Source organism: Exiguobacterium sp. s5 (genome assembly GCF_018618075.1).
GTDB lineage: Bacteria > Bacillota > Bacilli > Exiguobacteriales > Exiguobacteriaceae > Exiguobacterium > Exiguobacterium mexicanum_A.
The window spans coordinates 172307-194355 of record NZ_JACSLK010000004.1; the positions used below are offsets into that span (position 1 = coordinate 172307).

Consider the following 22049-nt stretch of genomic DNA (forward strand, 5'->3'; position numbering starts at 1 on the left):
TAAGGGAGAGAGAGTTTATGACGAACCCGACAGAAACGAAAACATCAGCAGCAGTGACGTATCAATTCCCGACCGATTTTTGGTGGGGGACGGCCTCTTCGGCGACGCAAATGGAAGGTGCGGCGTTTGAAGGCGGCAAAGGCTTAAATATTTGGGATTACTGGTATATGCAACAACCGAACCGATTTTTCAATGGCGTCAGCGCGACCGAAGCGTCTAACTTCTATCATTTGTACGAGCAAGATATCGCGCTCATGAAAGAGCTCGGGCATAACACGTTCCGCTTCTCGATTTCGTGGTCACGTCTATTCCCAGACGGCGTCGGTGAGGTGAATGAAGAGGCGATCGCGTTTTATAACAATGTGATCAATTGCCTCATCGATCATGGCATCGAGCCGTTCATCAACTTATATCACTTCGACATGCCGATGGCGCTTCAAAACCGAGGCGGCTGGGAGTCACGTGACGTCGTCGACGCTTACGTACAGTTCGCGAAGACGTGTTTCGAACTTTTCGGAGACCGTGTGACGACATGGTTCACCCATAACGAACCAATCGTGCCGGTCGAAGGTGGCTACTTGTACGATTTCCACTATCCGAACGTCGTCGATTTCAAGCGTGCCGTCCAAGTCGCTTACCATTCGATCTTATCGAGCGCGCTCGCCATTCAGGCGTACCGGGAGCAGGGACAGGCCGGTCAAATCGGGATCATCCTGAATTTGACACCGTCGTATCCGCGCAGCCAACATCCGGCCGATGTGAAGGCGTCACGCTTGGCCGACGCCATCTTCAACCGCTCGTTCTTGGACCCGTCCGTGCTCGGGACGTTCCCTGAAGAGCTCATCGACGTGTTACAGGAACAAGACGCGATGCCGGAGATGCAACCTGGAGACTTGGATCTCATTCGGGCCAATACGATTGACCTTCTTGGCATCAACTACTATCAACCGCGTCGGGTCAAGGCAAAGGCGTCGCTTCCGAATCCTGATGCGCCGTTCCTGCCTGAGAATCTGTTCGACTTCTATGAGATGCCGGGTCGTAAGATGAACCCGTATCGTGGTTGGGAAATTTATGAGCAGGGCGTTTATGACATCTTGATCAACTTGAAAGATAACTACGGCAACATCCCCTGCTTCATTTCTGAGAACGGGATGGGCGTCGAAGGAGAAGAGCGTTACCGTGACGCCGACGGAAGCGTCCAAGACGACTACCGGATCGACTTCATTCGTGAACACTTGAAGTGGACGCATCGGGCGCTCGAAGAAGGCGCGAACGTGAAAGGGTACCATTTATGGACGTTCATGGACAACTGGTCATGGAGCAACGCCTATAAGAACCGTTACGGGTTCGTCGGTGTCGACTTGGCGACCCAAGAGCGGAGCGTTAAAAAGTCTGGTCACTGGTTCAAACAAGTGATTGCCAATCATGGATTTACAGATTAATAGGAAAAGCTGACAAGGACCTACTCTTTGTCAGCTTTTTTTGATATATTATTTGTATATGTCTATACATGAGGTGGAATATGTCTACAAAGAAAAAACCAAAATATGAATCGATTGCTGACGAGATTCGGCATCGCATCAATGAACAGGCTTATGAACTCGAAACACCGCTTCCAGATGAGATTCAATTGGCAGAAGAGTTTGGTGTCAGCCGCATGACGATGAAGCGCGCTCTTGAGATTCTCGTGATGGAAGGCTTGATTTATCGGAAGCGTGGCAAAGGGACGTTCATTTTGCCGGCCAGTTTCCAAAAAGAGCGCATCAACATCATCAGTAAAGAGACGAGAGGATTGACGCAAGTCATCGGCGACCGCAGTTTGCGCAGTGAAGTGCTCGATTTTGAAGTGAAGTTCCCGACCCAGGAAGTCGCCGACCATTTGATGATTGAGCTGACGGAACCGGTCTATGAGATTCGTCGTGTCCGCTATGTGGACGAAGAGCCGTACGTCATCGAATTGACGTACATGGTCGCCAATCTAATTACAGGACTGTCGCGTAAAATTTTGGAGAAGTCGGTCTATAGCTACATCCAACAGGAGCTCGGCTACACGATCACGAGCTCACACAAGATGATTCGGGCCGATAAGCCTGACGAATATGATCAACGTTACTTGAAGAATGACATTACCGACCCAATCATCGAGGTCGAACAAGTCGTTTACTTGAGTAACGGGAAACCGTTCGAATACTCATTCGCTCGGCACCGCTATGACAAGTTCGTCTTCTCTTCGGTCAATATCGTTCGATGACGTCGCCTGAAAAGGCGACTTTTTGCGAAGGAGGTTCTCATGAACGTTCACATTGAACAAGCCGGGTATGAACACGGTGAGTCGGTCATTGAGGACATCGAATTTGAGGTCCGGCCGGGCGAAATCGTCGGGATGATTGGGTCGAACGGGGCCGGGAAGAGCACGACGCTCGCCTGTCTCATCGGAACGATCCCGTGGATGCGTGGAACGGTGCAAATCGACCGCTACGCCTACATCCCGGAGCAACCGGTGTACTATGACTATTTGACGCTCGAGGAACATATCGCTCTCGTGTTGGAATTGACGGACGTTGATAATCGTGAGCGGACGGAAGAACTGATCCGGTTGTTTCGGCTCGAGACGGTCCGCCACGATTATATCGCCTCGTTCTCAAAAGGGATGAAGCAAAAAGCGATGATTCTCTTGGCGCTCATCCAAGAAGCGAAGTTTCTCCTTGTCGACGAACCGTTCGTCGGACTCGATGCGACGACGACGATCCAGCTGCTTCGTTTACTTGAAGCGGAACGTCGTCAAGGCACCGGGGTGCTTCTCGTCACCCACGTCCTCGATACGGCAGAGCGGTTATGCGACCGCTTCGTCTGGATTGATGACGGACGCATGCTCGCGGGCGGGACAAAAGAAGAGTTGCGTCTCAGCCTGCAAACCGAAGGCGAGTCGCTGTTCGAGATGATGGAAGATGTGGTCATGCGATGAATGAACATCAGCTGTTCGTTAGACGTGTCCGTACCCATGTGACCAAGCAGTGGAAGACGTGGCGGCTCATCTTGGATTGGACAGTCGTTCTGTATGGCGTCATTCCGTTTGCCATCTTTCTTGGGTATCAATACCGATTGCTTTGGCAAGGCGAAATCGAGTGGGTGAGTCAGGTGCCGATGTTCGTTTGGGCGCTTGGAATTGGAATCGTCCTCCTCAGAAATCCGTTTTTCGTCTGGGTCGAACGGGCGGACGTGACGCTGGTGGCCAAACGTTCTTTGATTGATAAATTGAAGCACGATTCGTTGCTCTATCAAGCCCTCAAACTCGGTGCAATGTTCCTCTTTGTTTTGTCGGCGTTCATGCCCGTGCTTTGGCTTGACGGTTGGTCCGTTGCCTCTATATTCGCATTCGGGATCAGCCTCCTATTTTTGACCGGGATTCATACGTGGATCCGTTATCAGTTGACGGTCCGGCGCAGCCATTGGATGTTACGAGTTACGGCCACGTGTGTGACGTTCGTTTGTATGTATGCGCTCCTCATCGACTCACCTTTATGGTCGGCCGTACTCGGCAGTGGTCTTGTTGCATTTGCGATGTATGTCGGAGAAGGGTGGCTGTCACGCCACCCATATCTTAGCCAAGAACTCGAACGTAGTGAGGCGTTGCGTACCGCCTTTGACCGGGCATTATTATCGACGTCGGGCGCCATCGAGAAGCCGAGCCGGCGCAAGCGTCCGCTCTATCGACCGAGACCGAATCGGTTTGGGACCGCTCGGCGCACGACGGCCATCTTACTTTATATACGGACGCCGCGTCATCGGAACTTATGGCTGCGTCTCATCCCGCTTGCCGTCACGGGGATGCTCCTCGTACCGAGTTGGTTTAAGTTGCTCATCCCGCTCTACGTCGGCTATGTGATGTGGCAAGAACGACAGGCGTTTAAACAAGAGATGGAGCGGCATCCGTTTTTCCGTGCCATCCAAGAAAGGACACATTCATGACTGAACAAGACTATGAACGATTGCTCCAAATCGAGACGGCGAAACCGCAACAAGGATTCCCGGCCTCGGCTGAATATCATCGCTATGAACCGACCCCGTATGAGGCGCTCGACTTGTTGCGTGACGCCTATCCGCTCGCGGCCACGGACACGGTCGTCGACTTCGGATCGGGGAAAGGGCGCCTCCCGTTTTATCTCGCCTATACGTTCCGAGTTCGGACCATTGGCATCGAGATGGATGGTGGCTTCCACGAAGCGGCACTTGAGAATTGGATGAACTACGCCAAGAAACACCGGACGCGTGGCAGTGTCCAGCTCGTCCGCGGCTACGCCGAACAGTTTGAGGTGCCGGCTGAGGCGAACCGCTTTTATTTCTTCAACCCGTTCTCGGTGAACGTGTTCCGGCAGGTCGTTGCGAACATCATCGAGTCGGTCGAGCGCGCACAGCGTCCGGTCGACCTCATCCTCTATTATCCGGCCGATGAGTACTTACATTTTTTGAATGACGAGACGCCTTTCCGCTACGTACAGGACGTTCGCTTGCCGTTAAAGAATCTCCATGAGCGCTTTCTTATTTATCGTTTTGATATGATGGAGTCATCTTGGTAAATGGGGAGTGGATCATCGTGAAAAAAGAAGATATTTTAGATGCGTATCGTTGGCGTCAAGCGACGAAAGAGTTCGACGCGGACCGCAAAATCGATGAGGAAGATTTCGAATTCATTCTGGAGACGGGTCGCTTATCACCGAGTTCGTTCGGCTTCGAGCCTTGGCAGTTCGTCGTCATTCGTCGCGAAGACTTGCTCCGGAAGATCAAAGACCACGCGTGGGGTGCCCAAGGACAGGCGTTAACGGCGAGCCATTTCGTGTTGATCTTGGCGCGGACGCCTGAAGCGATGCGCTACGACTCGGACTACATCCGTCACATCGTCACGGACGTCCAAGGACGGACCGAGGACGAGTACGCCCTTCGGGTAAAACGGGTCCGTGAGTTCCAGGAACAAGATTATCGACTGTTGGACGACGAGCGTGTGTTCCAAGAGTGGATTAAACGTCAGACGTACATCCCGCTCGGCAACATGATGACAGCCGCCGCACAGATCGGCGTCGACTCATGTCCGATTGAAGGGTTCAATCAGGCAGACATCGATGAATTATTGATCTCGGAAGGGGTCATGGAACGAGGTGCCTGGTCGCTCTCGGTCATGGTCGCGTTCGGACATCGGGCCCGCGACTTCGCGCCGAAGACACGTCGCGATTTCAATGAAGTCGTCAAATACATCGGATGAAAAAAAGCTCAAGCGCCGAGGCGCTTGAGCTTTTGCTTATTTCCAGTCGGTGATGCGGTCGATTGGGAAGCGGACCGATTGGTAACCGTCTTCCGCGGCTTTTCCGATTGAGAGGAGCATGACCGGAAGGTAGCGCTCTTTCTCGAGGCCGAACGCTTCCGCGATGTTCGCTTTGTCATAGCCACCGATCGGGTTTGTGTCGTAGCCGTGAGCACGGGCGACGAGCATGAGTTGCATCGCGACGAGACCGGAGTCGAGCAAGATGCTGTCTTTGACAGACTCTTTCGGTGCGTCTTTGAAGATGCCTTTGATCATGTCAACTTGACGGTCGCGGACTTCTGGTGGCATGAGGCCACGCTCGACAGCCGTATCAAAGATCTCTTGTGTGTAATCGGCCATCTGGTAGTCGGCAAAGATGGCGATGACGGCTGATGACGTCTCCACTTGGCGTTTGTTGAAGCTTGCGAGCGGAAGGAGAGTATCTTTGCCTTCTGCGCTATCGATGACGACGAAGCGCCATGGTTGCAGGTTAAGTGATGACGGTGCCGTCGTCGCTTCCTCCAGGATTTGTGTCATCTCTTCTTTTGAGATTTTGACGTTCTCATCATAGACGCGAATCGAGCGGCGTCCTTTGAGGATTTCCATAAAGTCTTTCTGTGTTGTCGTGTTCATATAAGGGTCTTCCTTTCATGTTGAATGTTGGTTTGTAACGTATTTAAAAGTTCGAGTAACTGTCGTTGCTCCTCTACCTTCATGTTTACAAAAAGACGGTCCGATAAGCACTTCTTTTGCTCGGTCCAATGTGCAATCCGCTCCCGACCGACATCGGTCAAATCAACAAAGATGACCCGATTGTCTTGGAGGCAGCGTTCGCGCGTAATCAAGCCCTGTGCCTCGAGCTGTTTCAAATGTCGCGTGATGGCGGCATGATCGACGCCGACCCGTTGTTGCAGTTCACGCTGACGCAAAGGGCCGACGTGATGCAAGTTGCTTAAAATATCGAAGCGGGTCGAGCTGAGCCCGTCCATTTCCGTATCGAACAGTTGGGCCAGTTCTTTTTGTACGGTGATGACGTGGTAGAGAATCTCATCGCTGAGCGAACAAGCGTCGCGCATCGGATATCCTCCTTCAAAAACTAATTGATGAATCAATCATTGATAGGTCACACAATGTATACTAATCGGTTTTGAAATAGATCGCAAATAAAAAGTTTCAAAAAAACTGTTGTCAAACTGTTATATAATAGTCTATATTAAAGTCAACTGATATATAACAATTGAATGAGAGGATGTGACGGCTTGGAACATTACAAACAAGTAGGTACTTATCACGTACATGAAACGTTGCTCGATTTCATCTCGGCTCGTATATTGCCTGAAGAAGAGGCACACCAACAATTTTGGGCTGGGGTCGGGCGCCTACTCGATGAGTTCATTCCTCGCAATGAGGCAATGCTTCACGAACGTGAGTCATATGAGCGACTATTACAGGGGTGGTACAGCGAGCATAAGCAAGCGTTTGACATGGAAGACTACGAGCGTTTCCTTCGGTCCATCGATTACATCGAAGCAGCCGTCCCCGATTTCAACATCGACGTTACGGGTGTCGACTCAGAAATTACAAGGCAAGCCGGACCGCAGCTTGTCGTTCCGCTCGACAATGCACGCTATGCATTGAACGCGGCGAACGCTCGCTGGGGAAGCCTCTATGACGCCTTGTACGGAACGGACGTCATCGACGAAGAGGACGGGAAAACGAAGTCGAGCGGCTATAATCCAGTTCGCGGCGAAGCGGTCATCGCCTATGCCAAACAGTTTCTCGACGATACATTTCCGCTCCGGGAGGGCTCGCACGAAGAAGCGAACGGCTATCTCGTGTCAGAGGGCAGTCCATACGCCATCATCGAAGGGAACCGCATCGCGTTTCAAGACGAGTGTCTCGTCGGCTATGTCGGGGAAACAAGTGATCCGAATAAGCTCTTGCTCGTCCATAACGGGATTCACGCCGAGTTGAAGTTTGACCGGGACCACCCAATCGGACGGGTCGATCGAGCAGGGCTCATTGATATCGAACTCGAGTCCGCCTTGTCTGCCATCGTCGACTGTGAAGACTCGGTTGCCGCTGTTCGGGCGGAAGACAAGGTCCACCTTTACGCGAACTGGCTAGGCCTGATGGACGGAACGCTCGAAGCAACGTTCACGAAAGGAGGTCGGCCGCTCACTCGGAAGTTGAACCCTGACCGGAAGTATGTCGGGAAAGACGGGCGTGAAGTCACGCTTCCGGGCCGATCGCTCCTCTTTATTCGAAACGTCGGGCACTTGATGACGACAGACTTGATGCTCGACGCGGAAGGACGTGAAGTACCGGAAGGGATTTTGGACGGGATTTTCACTGCGCTCATCGCGAGCCGCCACCTTGATACCAGACGAAATTCCCGCGAACGCTCCATCTATATCGTCAAACCGAAGATGCATGGCTCGAAAGAAGTCGCGTTCACGAACGACTTGTTCGATGCGATTGAAGATGTACTCGAGTTACCGCGTCACACGCTCAAAGTCGGCGTGATGGACGAGGAGCGACGCACGTCGCTTAATTTGAAGAACTGTATCGAGCAAGTGAAGGAACGCATCGTCTTCATCAATACCGGATTCCTCGACCGGACGGGCGATGAGATTCACTCCTCGCTCACGCTCGGACCGATGCGCAAGAAAGGCGAGATGAAGACCTCGGAGTGGCTCGATGCTTATGAACGTCTGAATGTCCAGATCGGGCTTGACGCAGGATTCCATCAACACGGGCAAATCGGGAAAGGGATGTGGGCGATGCCCGATCGGATGCGCGATATGATGCGTGAAAAAAGCAATCATGTCCGGTCCGGGGCGACGACGGCTTGGGTGCCGTCCCCGACGGCGGCCACGCTTCATGCGCTGCATTACCATCAAGTCGATGCGTTTGACGTTCAGCGTGAGTTGGCGAATCGTTCGTTTGATCCAGCAAGTGAGCGAGGGCGTCTGCTCGAGATACCACTCGCCACGCGTCTCTATACAGATGAGGAAGTGAACGAGGAGCTCGAGAACAACCTGCAAGGGTTGCTCGGATATGTCGTCCGTTGGATCGAGCAAGGTGTCGGTTGCTCCAAAGTGCCAGATATTCATCATGTCGGATTAATGGAAGACCGAGCAACACTTCGTATTTCGAGTCAACATGTCGCCAACTGGCTATACCATGGAGTCTGTAGCCGTGAACAAGTCGAAGCGACGCTTTACCGGATGGCCGAGGTCGTCGACGCGCAAAACGCGGAAGATCCGCACTATCGTCCGATGACGCCAGATGTAGACCGCTCTATCGCCTATCAAGCGGCGAAAGAGTTAGTGTTTGAAGGCGACGAGTCGCCGAACGGATATACGGAACCGATTTTGCACCGGCGCCGCCGACAGTTTTTACAACAAGTGACATTAGAACCGAATTTAAAAGGAGGAGCATCATCATGACAACGAAAAAAATCGAAAGCGAACAGTTGATTGAACGTTGGGTCGTCCGTCGGATCGTCTCGGGGGAATCGACAGCGGCGCTCGCTAACACGGCGTTCGTCTATGGGAACGATTTGATGCGCCTTGTGCTCGACCGGACCGACGGGTCGCTCCAAATCATGAGAGAGCCGGTCGAAGAGGTCGTCATATTCCGTAAACCAGAAGATCGTGACGAAGAAAACGTCTGTCGTTGCTGCGGTATGGAGCACTCGTCATTCAAAGCGGCGCTCGAATGCTGTGCATACTTGGATTAAGTTTGCACCATCTGTTATATAACAAACAGTAAATATATAAATTAATATAATACAGGAGGAATGGATATGAACGAACAACAAATGCAGCTAGAGGATATGTTACAGTCGGAACGGTTTAACGGGGTCGAACGTCCATATGGGGTCGAAGACGTGATGAGACTTCGGGGGTCTGTCCTAATCGAGCATACGCTCGCGACAAAAGGAGCGGAACGGTTATGGGAGTTACTCCATGAACGAGATTACGTTCACGCGCTCGGCGCATTGACGGGAAATCAGGCCATCCAGCAAGTGAAGGCGGGCCTCGAAGCCATCTATTTGAGCGGATGGCAAGTCGCCGCCGATGCGAACTTGTCGGGTCACATGTACCCGGACCAAAGCCTGTACCCGGCTAACTCGGTGCCGAGCGTCGTCAAACGGATTAACCAGGCGCTTCAACGGGCCGATCAAATTCAAACGGCGGAAGGGAAAGGCGATACGCATTGGTTCGCCCCGATTGTCGCTGACATGGAGGCCGGTTTCGGTGGTGTGCTCAACGTCTTCGAGTTGACGAAGGCGATGATCGAGGCGGGCGCCGCCGGTGTTCACTTAGAAGATCAACTGTCGTCGGAGAAGAAGTGCGGTCACCTCGGTGGCAAAGTGTTGCTGCCGACACAGACGGCCGTGAAGAACTTGATTGCCGCACGGCTTGCGGCAGACGTCATGGGGGTGTCGACGATTATCGTCGCCCGGACGGATGCTCACGCAGCGAATTTGATTACGAGCGACATCGACCCAATCGACCATCCGTTCATCGTCGGTGACCGGACGCCGGAAGGCTTTTACCGGACCGAGGCGGGAATTGAACAGGCGATCGCGCGCGGTCTCGCCTATGCACCGTACGCCGACCTCGTCTGGTGCGAGACGTCCGAGCCTGATTTGGACGAAGCGCGTCAATTCGCGGATGCGATTCATGCGAAGTATCCGGGCAAACTTCTCGCTTACAACTGTTCGCCTTCATTCAATTGGAAGAAAAAGCTGTCGGATGAGGAGATCGCAACGTTCCAACAAGAGATTGGTGCGATGGGATATAAGTTCCAATTCGTCACGCTCGCTGGCTTCCACTCGCTCAACTTCGGAATGTTCGAACTCGCACGCGGGTATAAAGACCGCGGGATGGCCGCCTACTCGGAACTGCAACAGGCCGAATTCAGTGCAGAACAGCACGGTTATACGGCGACACGTCACCAACGTGAGGTCGGGACCGGGTATTTCGATGAGGTGTCTCTCGTCATCTCGGGAGGCCAGTCGTCAACGACGGCGCTGGCCGGTTCGACCGAGGCAGAACAATTTGAAGCGCCGTCCCATTAAGCGTCGCCCCTCCACAAGAGGGGCTTTTTTTGTGTCCAAATTCAGAACGCGTGCATCCTGTTCACTTAAATGTGACGTATTTCACATTTTTGTCGTCAAACTCTTGCTACGCTGAACATGTCAAAATGAATATGGAGGTTATGACAGATGACACAGACATTCACGGGCGATACGCACGTATCTGAAATCGTCAAACAATGCCCGCAAGCGGCAGACATTTTCAAACGGAACCGAATCGATTTTTGTTGTGGCGGCAACCGACCACTCGCTGAAGCGACTGATAAATCGAAACGGTCGACGGAAGACATTTTAGAAGAAGTTAATGCGCTCTATCAACGCAAGCAAGAGATGAACGAGAAGAGCATCGATTGGGATGCCGCTTCTTCATCGGAATTGATTGAGCACATCATTTATAAGCATCACCAGTTTTTGACGGACGAATTGCCACAGCTCACACCATATGTGACAAAAGTGTTCCGGGTTCACGGACAAAACCATCCGCACCTCGGACGCATTCATCAACTGTTCAATCAATTGAAAGTGGAACTTGAACAACATATCGTCAAAGAAGAGACAGAAGACTTCCCGACGTTGCTTCGTCACGAGACGGCACCGACAGCTGAAACGAGACGGGAGCTTGATGACATCTTGGCCTCGCTCGAGTCAGAACACGCGGCAGCCGGTGACATTTTAAAAGAGTTGCGTCAAATCACGAACGACTATACGCCGCCTGAAGGAGCGTGTGGGACGTATCGTCTTGTCTATCAACGGTTAGAAGCGCTCGAATCGGATACATTTGAACACATTCATCTCGAAAACAACATTTTATTCCCGCGGGCGCGCACGTTCGCTTAAGCAGTGGCACACCTCTACTTACGTGGGGGTGTCTTTTTGTGACGTTTGATACAGATGGGAGGCAAATCAAGCGCTACGATAAAGGGGAGGCAAAGGAGTGATTAATCATGAAACGGGTGAGTGGAGTCATCGTAGGGGTGACGGTCGCCTTATTACTAAGTCAAGTCTGGTCGAGTTCAGATTCGGAGGACACCACCGTGACCATTTTGGCGGCGGCAAGCTTAGGACCGGCTTTAGAAGCGGTAGAGCGACAACTTGAAGCGGAATTCGATGGGATCGACGTTCGGGTCGTGACGAACGGGAGCGGCGCCTTGCGAGCACAAATCGATCACGGGTCTCCGGCAGATATCTTTTTAGCCGCGAGCGTTGATGATGTCGACCGATTACAAATCCCGATTCTAGAGCGGGATGCGTTTTTGCATAACGAGCTGTGGCTCGTGACACCGAAAGGGAATCCGTGCGCGGAGACGTGGGACGACTTAAACGCATGTGCTCGGATCGTCATCGGTGACCCGGTCAATGTCCCGGCCGGTCGCTACGCGAAAGCGGCGCTAGAAGTGGAAGGCGTGTGGGAAGAAGTGGAACCACGAATCATGTTCGCCCAGAATGTGAGACAAGTGTTGACGCTCATCGAACAAGGCGACGCCAATGCGGGATTTGTCTATAAGACGGAACTGACGACGGACGTCGAGTCGCTTCAGGCGGTCCCGTTTGAAGCGACGGGTACGATCGCGTATCCGGCGGTCCGATTGACGCACAACCCATACGTGCGCGATGTTTACGCGCGTTTGTTTGACGATGATATCCAAGCTCACTTTTTAGCGAAAGGATTTTCTAAATGACGCAATCTCCACTTCAACTCACATTCGAAGTCGGGATGATGGCGACGGTGAGCGCCTTCGTCCTCGCCTTCGGAGCGGCCTATTTCATGCATCACCGTCAATTCAAAGGAAAGCGGCTGCTGGAGACGGTGTTTTTACTGCCGCTCATCTTGCCGCCGACAGTCATCGGACTATACGCCTTGATTGTCCTCGGGAACAACGGGATCGGCGGATTGTTACCGATTACTATCTTGTTCACCAAACAGGCGAACGTCATCGCGTCCGCCTTGGCCGCGTTCCCACTCATCTACCAAACGATTCGTCTCGGTCTCAAACAACTCGATGCGGAATGGTATGAGGCCGGACGCGTGCTCGGCGGGTCAGAGCGTCAACTGTTCACCTACGTGACGATTCCGCTGCTGTTACCTGCGTTGACGAGCGGCTTCGTCCTCGGCTTCGCCCGATCAATCGGCGAGTTTGGGATTACGATGATGATTGCCGGAAATATCCCGGGCGAGACGATGACGCTCGCCACAGCGATTTATATGGCGACAATCAACGGTGATATGACCCAGGCACTCGTCTGGAGCGGATGGTTGGTTGGTTTGGCGTTTTTAGTCCTCTGGCTGAGTGAACGTTATGGCAAGCGTTCATATTAGTCGATCACGTCGACTTTTTTCACATAAGACCGGTTCGGAGTATTTAAGATACTCGGACCGGTCTTTTTCCAAATGTGGACGTGGTCCCCGACAGCGATTTGCTTGAACGTGGCTTTCACTTGAAACTTGAACCAGCTTACGTCTTCCGGTTCGCTTTGCGCGAACAAGGTGTCAGGAGAGAGTGTGGCCTCTTCTGCGGTAATTCCGCTGATGACGAGTGCGGTGCGGTCAGATTCATTTATTTCAATCACATACCCCTCGACATCTGGTTCGGTCGTCGCTCGATTGGCGAAGACGAAACCGATGGAAAAGACGACGAGCATGGCCGCGATGGTGAGGAATAACATGATTTTAAGCGATGATTTCATAAGGGAACGCCTCCTTCGTTCATTATTCTGTCACGTCTCGAATCGCTTATCTGTGAAAAAAGTAACAGTTAAGTCGAGATGTCATCTTTATGATGAAACTATGAAGTCGCTCGGAAAGAGAAGGGGGAACACATATGTCCGATCGTTATTTTTATTCGACCGCCGCAAAGTGGTCGTTCGTAGGATTCACCGTCTTGGTGCTCTCGACATGGATTGCCTCGGCAGGATTTGAGCACGTAGACATGGCGCTGTTCGGCTACTATATCGCCGCCGTCATTTGCATGATTGGGATGGTCGTCCGCTTGACGTTATTTTTTGCACGGCCGGCCACCTCACAAGTATTGAAGCGGAGCCTCAAACAAATGAAGGCAGAAAAGAAACGGGCCAGTAAAGCCGTCGCCGCCACGACCGTCAACAACATCGTCTTACAGAAGTTCATCTGGGAACGTGGCTGGTACCGCTGGACCCAACATATGTTGATCGCCTGGGGATGTCTCGGGTCGTTCGCCATCACATTCGGGTTGACGTTCCAATGGATGCGGTTTGATTTGATTGATATCGAGACGTATCAGATTGTCGTCTTTAACATCCCGACCATCAAGATGGCCGCGCACGGGTTGTTCGCCGAGCTCGTCTATAACGGCTTGAACATCACCGCGCTCATGTTGCTCGTCGGCGTGCTCATGGCGCTCTATCGCCGGATCAACGACCAGGACGTGAAAGTGACACAGCGGTTCGAATTTGATATATTACCGCTCCTCATGTTGCTCATCGTCACTGTCTCGGGGTTGTTGTTGACCGTTTCGTACGTGTTCTTCGGAGGCTTCATCCATCACGAGCTCGCCTTGTTCCATCAATTGACCGTCATCATCTTTTTATGTTACTTCCCGTTCGGTAAACTGTTCCACTTGCCGGTCCGACCGATGGCGGCCAGCGTCCCGATGAACTATCGGGAAGTCGAAGCAGATGAGACCCGTGTCTGCGCCGGGTGCGGGACCCGTTATGCGACGGACAATCAAGTCGAGGACGTCCAAGCGATTTTGCAAGCACAGACGATCCAGCTCGGGCTCAGTGACGGGACCCAGCTCTCCGATTACTGCCAACCGTGTCGACGTTCGATGCGTGTGAAGATGCAATTGAACTTGATGAACGGACAGTTACCGACACACCCGGTCGATACGAACACGGGCATGTCGATGCCAGGATTCGGCCGACCGAAGGAGACGAAAGGTGAGGCAAAAGATGAGACACCAGTGCGTTAAGTGCGGCGAACCGACCGGCACGCTTGAAGAGATTGAACAAGTGAAACAATTGCTCGAAGGGTCGGACCAACTCGTGAAAGTCGATGCGGCACACACGGTCCAAGACCTCTGTCACGGCTGTCGTCGTCGGGCCCGGCTCGATTCGGCGCTCGGACGGCCTGGAAGTGACGGGATGCATTATCCGCTTCAAACGATTAACGGCTATCACGTCAGTGGATTTTCAAAACGAAGAGCGGAAACGTTCTATGGAGGGGAAGACGATGAGTGACTTTTTAACGTCGCCAGAAGTACAGAACTTAATCAAACCAGGCGAAAAATTGATTACAACCCACTGTTGTTACTGCGGCATGCAGTGCGGCATGCATATCCGGGTCGATGAGAAAACTGGGGCCGTCAAAGGCGTTGAACCACGCTACGATTTCCCGGTCAACAAAGGAAAACTTTGTCCGAAAGGCGTCACGGCCTATCAAACGATCGAACATCCGGACCGCATCATGACTCCGCTCATCAAACGGAACGGCAAGTTTGAAAAAGCGACATGGGAAGAAGCGCTCGACGTGATCGAAGCGAACTTTAAACGCATTCAACGAGAGCATGGGAAAGATGCGGTGTCCGTCTTCGGCGGCGTCTCGATGACGAATGAAAAATGTTACCTCGTCGGGAAGTATGCCCGGGTCGCACTCGGCACACGGTTCATCGATTACAACGGTCGCTTCTGCATGTCGTCAGCTGCCGGCGGTTTCTTAAAGACACTTGGGATTGACCGCGGAGCGACGCTTCCATGGACGGAGTTCGAGCACGTCGACACATTCTTTGTCGCCGGTTCGAATATTGCCGAATGTCATCCGACGACGACACAACATATTTGGAAGGCGAAAGACAAAGGCGCGAAAATCATCGTCGCCGACCCGCGTGAAATTCCGATGGCGCGCGTCGCCGATGTCCATCTCGATTTGAAGCCAGGGACGGATGCGGCGCTTGCGATGGGACTGCTCAACTTTTTAGTCGAACACGATTATGTTGATCAAGCGTACGTGGATGAGCGTTGCGATAACTACGAAGAGTTGAAAGCGTCGGTCCGAGACTGGACGCTCGAGCGGACAAGTGAGGTGACCGGTGTCGCCATCGAAAAACTCGAGAAGGCCGGTCATATTTACGGGAAGAGCCCACGTTCGGTCATGTTGTTCGCCCGCGGCGTCGAACAACAGTCAAAAGGCGTCGACAATGTCTCGCTCTATACGTCGATGGCGCTCTTACGAGGCATGATTGGGAAGTTTGCTTCGGGCGTCGCCACGATGACGGGGCAAGGGAACGGGCAGGGTGGACGAGAACATGGACAAAAAGCAGACCTGTTACCAGGCTACCGGAAATTAACTGACCCGAAAGCCGTTGAATATGTGAGCGGGGTTTGGGGCATCGATCCTTCCGAGATGCCAAAACCAGGTGTGTCCGCGTTCGAAATGTTCGATGAGATTCAAGCGGGAACGATTCGGGCGATGCACCTCATGTGTTCGAACCCAGCCGTTTCAGCACCGAACCTTCCGTACGTGTGGGACAGCTTCAACAAACTCGATTTCTTCGTCGTCAGTGACTTCTTCATGTCGGAATCTTGTGAGTTCGCTGATGTCGTCTTACCGGCTTGTTCGTGGGCCGAAGACGAAGGGACGACGACAAACCTAGAAGGACGTGTCATTCGAATCCGGAAAGTGCGCGAACCGCTCGGGGATTCGCTCCCAGACTGGGAAATCATGAAGCGGATCGCTGAGCGGATGGGACGTGGACAGTACTTCCCATACGAGACGGCGCGTGACATTTGGGAAGAGTTCCGCATCGCGACGAAAGGTGGAGCGGCTGACTACTCTGGGATCACATGGGAACGAATCGACGACGAGTATGGTGTCTTTTGGCCATGTCCGTCCGAAGATCATCCCGGCACACCGACGATGTTCAAAGAACGGTTTGGAACGGCGAACGGAAAAGCGAATTTGCCTGTCGTCACATATCGGCCGGCCGGTGAATATGCGAATGAAGAATATCCGGTCACGCTCACGACAGGGCGGGTCGTCTTCCATTACTTGTCGGGCAATCAGACGCGCCGTGTCGACTTCTTGAGCACGATGTCAAAACTGCCGTTCGTGGAAATCCATCCGGAGTTGGCATCAAGTTATAGCCTTCAAACGGGCGACAAAGTCGAACTCCGCACACGTCGCGGATCGATGGTCGTCGAAGCACGTTTGACGAAGGCGATTCGAAAAGATACGGTCTTCGTCCCTTATCATTGGGGCAAGGAGCTCGCCATCAATCAATTGACGAACCCGTGTCTCGATCCGATGTCACGCATGCCGGAGTTCAAGGTATGTGCGGTACAAATGAAAAAGTTACCGGCCAACACCCCGTTACACATTAATCCGTTGACGGTCCCGCTCGGATCAAGCGTGCCGTTCATGGCGGACCATGCGATTGCGACGAGCTGTCACGTCATGGATGAGGAGGTTCATACGAAATGAATAAGGTCATGTATTTAGAGTTTGAACGTTGTATCGGCTGTCGGGCCTGTCAGGCAGCTTGCCGCGAATGCGGGGACCACGAGGGGCTCGAGCGCAACTATGTGGATTATATCGATTTCTCGGAGAACCGTCAGACGTTCCCAATGATCTGTATGCAGTGTAAAAATCCGGCTTGTGCTCAAGTGTGTCCGGCCAATGCGATTCAAATCACGCCAGAGGGCGTCGTGTTATCGGCTTCGGAAGAAAAATGTATCGGCTGCCGGAACTGTACGTTCGCTTGTCCGTTCGGGATTCCGAAGTTCGACTTTGAGAAGAATAAGATGTATAAGTGCGACATGTGTTACGACCGCTCCAAACATGATATCGCGCCGATGTGTGCGTCGGTTTGTCCGTCAGATGCGATTCGCTTCATCGACCATGACGAGATGATGCAACTCCGTCGTCAACGCGTCCAAATGAACATGATCGAAGGGAAAAAGCCTTCGCAAGACGATAAATGGAATTACGTCCCTGAATTCTTTGGCGTCTATTCCGATTGAGATGGAAAGGAAGATGACTTATGTCAAATGAATCAAAAGACCGGGAACGGTTATCCGCACTCGTCGATAACTTGAGCCGGGCCGATGACGTGAAACTGAATCGACGGGCGTTCATCAAATCAACGTTCGGCGCCGGTATCGCACTCGGTCTCGCGACCGTCCCGTTCAATATCGCGGCCTTCGTTCGAAGCGAGCCGAGAACTGACCGTCAGTTCATCACGACGGTCGAGGCGCTAGAGCGCGGGAAATCACTCGAATTTGAATATCCGGGTACGGAACCATCGTTGCTCGTTCATTTAAAGAATGGTGAGTTCGTTGCCTATAACAACAAATGCACCCATCTGCAGTGCCCGGTGTTTTACGTAGAGGAGGAGGACGTACTCCTCTGTCCGTGCCACCGTGGTTACTTCGGTGTCGACGGCCAACCACAGGCCGGTCCGCCGCAGCGGGAACTCCCTAAAATCTTGCTTGAAATCGAGAACGGGAAGATTTTTGCGGTCGGAAGAGAGATTCATCATGGGGCGTAACGGTTGGAGTTTAATCGGATTGGTCATATTGCTCGCGACGAACATGGTACTCTTGCAATATACAATTGAGAGCTACATGGTGTATGATCATGCCTCGATGCGACTGTATATGATCATCGCTGTCATCAATGTCGGATTGATCGGCTTATTATATCGATATTGGAAAAAAATTGAATATCGTACGAAAGAATAGTCCTCCCCTTGAAACGCTTCCAAATGTTGATTGCGTTTCGAGGGGGTTTGTGTTTAGAATGAAGGCAAGCTTTAATATGGCGCAACGTGTTTTAAGGAAGGTCGGTGGAAATGGCTCATTCAAGTAAAGCGATGGTGCTCGAGGAAACAAAAAAATTGGCACATCGAATCATTCATGTCCCAAAAGGCGGTTTTCTGTTCCGAGAACAAGAAGACGCAGCTGAATTTTATATTGTAAAGAGTGGACTGATCCAAATTTCGAAATTGACGGAAAATGGAAAAGAATTGACGTTACGTTGTTTAAGCGCTGAGGCTTGTTGCGGAGAGTTGACGTTATTCGCAATCGAACCAAAATATTTATTTAACGCCAAGGCGTTAGAAGATAGTGAAATTTATGCGGTCAAAATCGAGCGTATTGAAACGATGATTTTGTCGTCGAACCCGGAATTCGTCCGCGAGTTCATGGTCATGATCAACGAACATATGCGGAAACAGCATACGAAATTTAGAGACTTGGTATTGAACGGGAAAAAAGGAGCGCTCTACTCGACGCTCATTCGTATGGCGAACAGCTATGGGGTGGAAGTCGAAGACGGCATTCTCATCGACTTGAAACTGAAAAACCAAGAGCTCGCCAACTATTGCGGGACATCGCGTGAACGCGTGAACCGCATGTTGAACGAGCTCGCTCAAGAAGGGATTATTTCGCTCCCTTCCCGTCAAATCATTATCCATGACCTCGACCGGTTGAAACTGCTCAACCATTGTGAGGACTGTCCGGTCTCGGTCTGTGTCATCGATTGATCACATTACGGCGGCAAGTGATAGCTCGCCCTCGAAATGTTCTAACCCATCGGCCTCGATTGTACAGGCCGATACATAAAAATCGCCATCTTCCATCAACTCATAAGACCGGAGCACGCCTTCGGCTAGCTTGACCCCGTTAGCACGGACCTCGACGACGACACCTTCCATCGAGCGAACGCGCGCTGCGGACAAAAAGTCCAGCCAACGTTTGAAGTGGCGATAGACGGTGACCACCGTCCCGTCCCCTAAGTAGCCGATGACCGCCTGGGTATCATCGATCGTCACGTCGTGGTTTGTATCGATCCGAACGAGCAAGGTGTGCAGCGCTTGTAGTTCTTCCATCGGACTTTCCAGTGGGAACGTGATATCGAGCCCCGTCTCGGTGAACGCAGCCTCGGCGATCGCGACGCCGAAGACACGGAACACGTGGGCCCCGTCTTGACTGAAGAAATATGGTTGTAGCGCCAAGCGAACTTCGGGCGCACAGTGGATTTGAATGAGATGTGACAAATTAATCCCTCCTCTATTCCTTATCGTAAGGAATCGGGGAGGGTTTTTCTGTGTTCAATGTCACAGAAACAAAAGATAGGCGATTTTGTCACAGATTGATGACAGGGTGAGAAAAAAACTCAAGATGCGAAATAAGTGTGAAAGAAGGCACACTTTTTTAAGAGGACGGTCGATAGGATGGGATTAGGGTACGAATTGAACCGTTAAGAGGAGGAATAGACCATGCAACAATTAGACAAAGGGTCACACGCACTCGCCGAGTGGAAGCCGGAGGATGTGGGATTTTGGGAAGGGACGGGAAAACAAGTCGCCAATCGGAACTTGCTCGTCTCGGTCCCGGCACTGACGCTTGCATTCATCGTCTGGCAAATGTGGTCGGTCGCGGCCGTCCAATTGAATTCAATCGGGTTTAGCTTTACGCAAGGCCAGTTGTTCACGTTGGCCGCCCTACCTGGACTCGTCGGGGCGACGTTGCGCTTTTTCTATACGTTCGCAAACAGTATATTCGGCGGTCGGAACTGGACGATCTTCTCGACATCGATTTTGTTGTTGCCGCTCCTAGGCATCGCCTATGCCGTTCAAAACGTCAATACGCCGTATTGGGTATTCATGATTTTGGCCGCACTTTGCGGACTAGGCGGCGGAAACTTCTCGTCATCAAACGCCAACATCGGCGCGTTTTATCCGAAAGCGAAAAAAGGGACGGCGCTAGGGATTAACGGAGGCATCGGGAACTTGGGCGTCTCGCTCGTCCAATTGATCACACCGCTCGTCATCACGACAAGTATTTTCGGGTTCATCGGCGGGAACGCACTCGTGACCGAGACCGGCGAAGAGATTTGGCTTCAAAACGCCGCGCTCCTTTGGGTCGTGCCGACCATCATTTTGACGGTCTGCGCATACTTGTTCATGGATAACTTACCGACCGCGCGTCAATCGCTTCGTGAACAGGCGAGCGTGTTTAAAGACAAACATTTTTGGATTCAAACGTTGCTCTACACGGCGGCGTTCGGTTCCTTCATTGGATATGCCGCAGCGTTCCCGATGATTTTAAAGTTAAAGTTCCCTGAGTCGGACTTGATGGCGCTCGCCTTCCTTGGTGCATTCCTTGGCGCCTCTTCGCGTCCGTTCGGGGGCTGGATCAGTGATAAGATCGGAGCGGCCAAAGTGACATTAATCGTGTTCGGAATCATGGCGCTCGGTACGATCAGTGTCATCATGGCCATCACGAACAGCAACTTGACGATGTTTTTCATCTCCTTCGTCGTCTTGTTCATCGCAACAGGACTCAACTCTGGAGCGACGTTCGCGATGATTCCCCACGTGTTCGTGGCGACGAAGACACCGGCCGTCGTCGGATTCTCGGCAGCGTTTGCTGCTTACGGAGCCTTCTTCATTCCGAAGATGTTCGGTTGGTCGCTCGAGCTCGTCGGTTCGTTCAACGGTGCGTTGTTCGTCATGCTAGGGCTCTATGCGATCTCGATTGCCACCACAATTTATTATTACTTGCGCAGCGGTGCTGAAAAGCCGATTCGCTGACAAATCGACGCAGGGACTGTGAGGGTCCCTGCTGTCGTTGATGGATAGAAAGGATGAACCAAGATGACACCATGGACCGATCGACGGAGACGACCGTTGGAAGACTTACGCATCTCAGTCATTGATAAATGCAACTTTCGTTGCCGATACTGCATGCCGGAAGAGGCGTTCCGCCACCACCAATTTTTAAAACGAGATGAGTTGTTATCGTTTGACGAGATCGAGCGCTTCGTTCGCATCATCGCCCCACACGGCGTGAAAAAAGTGCGTCTGACCGGGGGCGAACCGCTACTCAGGCCGAATCTCGATGAACTGATTCGCCGCCTTCGCGCGGTCACGACCATCGAGACGATCGGGTTGACGACGAACGGCGTCTATTTAGAACGGATGGCGAAAGTGTTGAAGCAAGCTGGGCTCGACCGGGTCAACGTCAGTCTAGACGCCTTATCGGCCGAGACGTTCGGGATGATGAACGGACGCGGCACGTCGCCCGAGACGGTATTACGAGGAATCGATGAGGCGAAACGGCAAGGGCTCGAAGTGAAAGTGAACATGGTCGTCCGAAAAGGCTGGAACGATCATGAAGTCGCCCCTATGGCCGCGTATTTCAAAGAACGGAACATCACGCTCCGTTACATCGAGTTCATGGATGTCGGCACGGCGAATGAATGGAACGTCGAACATGTCGTGTCGTCTGAATCGATTCTTGAGGTGTTGAAACAACGAAATGGATTACTTGAACCGCTTGCACCCGAAACACTAGGAGAAGTCGCGCAACGTTACCGTTACACGGATGGGGCGCAAGTCGGCTTCATCTCTTCGGTCAGCCAACCGTTCTGCGGAACGTGCACGCGAGGCCGCCTATCGAGTGACGGCAAATGGTACACGTGCCTGTTCGCTGAAGACGGGACCGATATCCGCGAATTGCTCCGCAGTGGGGCGAGCGATGAATTGATTGCCATGACACTGAAAATGGTATGGGAAGTACGGGACGACCGCTATTCGGAAGAACGGTCACAAACTGGGAGTCGGACACGTAACCGGATTGAAATGAGTTATATCGGAGGATGAAGAC

Annotated in this window: 25 protein-coding genes; 21 read left to right on the forward strand and 4 right to left on the reverse strand. The window is 52.3% G+C overall.

What is annotated here, in order from left to right; translation table 11 throughout:
* Positions 1–17: 17 nt before the first annotated feature.
* The 6 genes from KNP60_RS09915 (at position 18) to KNP60_RS09940 (ending at position 5257) form a co-directional block, all read left to right on the forward strand.
* A complete protein-coding gene (locus tag KNP60_RS09915) occupies positions 18–1442 on the forward strand; it encodes a glycoside hydrolase family 1 protein (protein WP_214797389.1) in 1425 nt (474 codons plus the stop codon).
* 80 nt (positions 1443–1522) lie between these two features.
* On the forward strand, positions 1523–2251 hold the full coding sequence (locus KNP60_RS09920) for a GntR family transcriptional regulator (RefSeq protein ID WP_021068003.1): 729 nt from the start codon (positions 1523–1525) through the stop codon (positions 2249–2251).
* A gap of 39 nt (positions 2252–2290) precedes the next feature.
* A complete protein-coding gene (locus KNP60_RS09925) occupies positions 2291–2965 on the forward strand; it encodes an ABC transporter ATP-binding protein (RefSeq protein WP_214754340.1) in 675 nt (224 codons plus the stop codon).
* Positions 2962–3969, forward strand: a complete 1008-nt coding sequence (locus KNP60_RS09930) for an ABC transporter permease (RefSeq protein WP_214710725.1) — start codon at positions 2962–2964, stop codon at positions 3967–3969. The genes KNP60_RS09925 and KNP60_RS09930 overlap by 4 nt, the downstream gene beginning before the upstream one ends.
* Positions 3966–4577: a class I SAM-dependent methyltransferase gene (locus KNP60_RS09935; protein ID WP_214797390.1), complete on the forward strand. Its 612-nt coding sequence runs from the start codon at positions 3966–3968 to the stop codon at positions 4575–4577. Before KNP60_RS09930 ends, KNP60_RS09935 begins: the two co-directional genes overlap by 4 nt.
* A 17-nt stretch (positions 4578–4594) precedes the next feature.
* Positions 4595–5257 carry an NAD(P)H-dependent oxidoreductase gene (locus KNP60_RS09940; RefSeq protein WP_034780919.1) on the forward strand — a complete coding sequence of 221 codons (663 nt, stop codon included), beginning with the start codon at positions 4595–4597 and terminating at the stop codon, positions 5255–5257.
* Positions 5258–5293: 36 nt separating this feature from the next.
* Here the strand turns inward: KNP60_RS09940 and KNP60_RS09945 are convergent, their stop codons facing one another.
* Both KNP60_RS09945 and KNP60_RS09950 read right to left on the reverse strand, forming a co-directional pair.
* Positions 5294–5929: a nitroreductase family protein gene (locus tag KNP60_RS09945; protein WP_034780571.1), complete on the reverse strand. Its 636-nt coding sequence runs from the start codon at positions 5927–5929 to the stop codon at positions 5294–5296.
* The gene (locus KNP60_RS09950) at positions 5926–6372 is read right to left on the reverse strand and encodes a MarR family winged helix-turn-helix transcriptional regulator (RefSeq protein WP_214754336.1); all 447 of its coding nucleotides are present in this window, start codon (positions 6370–6372) and stop codon (positions 5926–5928) included. The genes KNP60_RS09945 and KNP60_RS09950 overlap by 4 nt, the downstream gene beginning before the upstream one ends.
* Positions 6373–6555: 183 nt before the next feature.
* Here KNP60_RS09950 and KNP60_RS09955 point away from each other — a divergent pair, with 183 nt between their 5' ends.
* The 6 genes from KNP60_RS09955 (at position 6556) to modB (ending at position 12723) form a co-directional block, all read left to right on the forward strand.
* A complete protein-coding gene (locus KNP60_RS09955) occupies positions 6556–8748 on the forward strand; it encodes a malate synthase G (protein ID WP_251131380.1) in 2193 nt (730 codons plus the stop codon).
* On the forward strand, positions 8745–9041 hold the full coding sequence (locus tag KNP60_RS09960; protein ID WP_214797392.1) for a hypothetical protein: 297 nt from the start codon (positions 8745–8747) through the stop codon (positions 9039–9041). Before KNP60_RS09955 ends, KNP60_RS09960 begins: the two co-directional genes overlap by 4 nt.
* A gap of 66 nt (positions 9042–9107) precedes the next feature.
* Entirely contained in the window at positions 9108–10388 is a 1281-nt protein-coding gene (gene aceA / locus KNP60_RS09965; protein WP_431189069.1) for an isocitrate lyase, read from the forward strand.
* A 147-nt stretch (positions 10389–10535) separates the two neighbouring features.
* Complete coding sequence (gene ric / locus KNP60_RS09970) at positions 10536–11243, forward strand: iron-sulfur cluster repair di-iron protein (RefSeq protein ID WP_029596325.1); 708 nt, start codon at positions 10536–10538, stop codon at positions 11241–11243.
* Positions 11244–11350: 107 nt separating this feature from the next.
* Positions 11351–12085, forward strand: coding sequence for a molybdate ABC transporter substrate-binding protein (gene modA, locus KNP60_RS09975; RefSeq protein ID WP_034780575.1), 735 nt, complete (start codon positions 11351–11353; stop codon positions 12083–12085).
* Complete coding sequence (gene modB / locus KNP60_RS09980) at positions 12082–12723, forward strand: molybdate ABC transporter permease subunit (protein ID WP_034780578.1); 642 nt, start codon at positions 12082–12084, stop codon at positions 12721–12723. Before modA ends, modB begins: the two co-directional genes overlap by 4 nt.
* On the opposite strand, the gene KNP60_RS09985 is transcribed toward modB, so the two are convergent.
* A complete protein-coding gene (locus KNP60_RS09985; RefSeq protein ID WP_214797393.1) occupies positions 12720–13091 on the reverse strand; it encodes a DUF3221 domain-containing protein in 372 nt (123 codons plus the stop codon). The genes modB and KNP60_RS09985 overlap by 4 nt on opposite strands.
* A 134-nt stretch (positions 13092–13225) precedes the next feature.
* On the opposite strand from KNP60_RS09985, the gene KNP60_RS09990 reads away from it, so the two are divergent.
* The 7 genes from KNP60_RS09990 to KNP60_RS10020 all read left to right on the forward strand — a co-directional run bounded on the left by KNP60_RS09990 (position 13226) and on the right by KNP60_RS10020 (position 18922).
* Positions 13226–14353: an MFS transporter gene (locus KNP60_RS09990; RefSeq protein WP_114164959.1), complete on the forward strand. Its 1128-nt coding sequence runs from the start codon at positions 13226–13228 to the stop codon at positions 14351–14353.
* A complete protein-coding gene (locus tag KNP60_RS09995; RefSeq protein ID WP_214797394.1) occupies positions 14334–14621 on the forward strand; it encodes a hypothetical protein in 288 nt (95 codons plus the stop codon). The genes KNP60_RS09990 and KNP60_RS09995 overlap by 20 nt, the downstream gene beginning before the upstream one ends.
* A complete protein-coding gene (locus KNP60_RS10000) occupies positions 14614–16860 on the forward strand; it encodes a molybdopterin oxidoreductase family protein (RefSeq protein ID WP_034780591.1) in 2247 nt (748 codons plus the stop codon). Before KNP60_RS09995 ends, KNP60_RS10000 begins: the two co-directional genes overlap by 8 nt.
* The gene (locus KNP60_RS10005) at positions 16857–17399 is read left to right on the forward strand and encodes a 4Fe-4S dicluster domain-containing protein (protein ID WP_015880388.1); all 543 of its coding nucleotides are present in this window, start codon (positions 16857–16859) and stop codon (positions 17397–17399) included. The genes KNP60_RS10000 and KNP60_RS10005 overlap by 4 nt, the downstream gene beginning before the upstream one ends.
* 20 nt (positions 17400–17419) lie before the next feature.
* Complete coding sequence (locus tag KNP60_RS10010; RefSeq protein ID WP_034780593.1) at positions 17420–17926, forward strand: QcrA and Rieske domain-containing protein; 507 nt, start codon at positions 17420–17422, stop codon at positions 17924–17926.
* Positions 17916–18119 carry a hypothetical protein gene (locus tag KNP60_RS10015; RefSeq protein WP_214718588.1) on the forward strand — a complete coding sequence of 68 codons (204 nt, stop codon included), beginning with the start codon at positions 17916–17918 and terminating at the stop codon, positions 18117–18119. Before KNP60_RS10010 ends, KNP60_RS10015 begins: the two co-directional genes overlap by 11 nt.
* Before the next feature lie 110 nt (positions 18120–18229).
* Positions 18230–18922 (forward strand): Crp/Fnr family transcriptional regulator, encoded by a 693-nt coding sequence (locus KNP60_RS10020; protein WP_034780597.1) that lies wholly within the window; start codon positions 18230–18232, stop codon positions 18920–18922.
* Here the strand turns inward: KNP60_RS10020 and KNP60_RS10025 are convergent, their stop codons facing one another.
* On the reverse strand, positions 18923–19435 hold the full coding sequence (locus KNP60_RS10025) for a hypothetical protein (RefSeq protein WP_214754328.1): 513 nt from the start codon (positions 19433–19435) through the stop codon (positions 18923–18925).
* Between the two features lie 222 nt (positions 19436–19657).
* On the opposite strand from KNP60_RS10025, the gene KNP60_RS10030 reads away from it, so the two are divergent.
* Entirely contained in the window at positions 19658–20974 is a 1317-nt protein-coding gene (locus KNP60_RS10030) for an MFS transporter (protein ID WP_211781932.1), read from the forward strand.
* Positions 20975–21037: 63 nt separating this feature from the next.
* A complete protein-coding gene (moaA, locus tag KNP60_RS10035) occupies positions 21038–22045 on the forward strand; it encodes a GTP 3',8-cyclase MoaA (protein ID WP_214797395.1) in 1008 nt (335 codons plus the stop codon).
* The last annotated feature ends 4 nt before the right edge of the window (positions 22046–22049 follow it).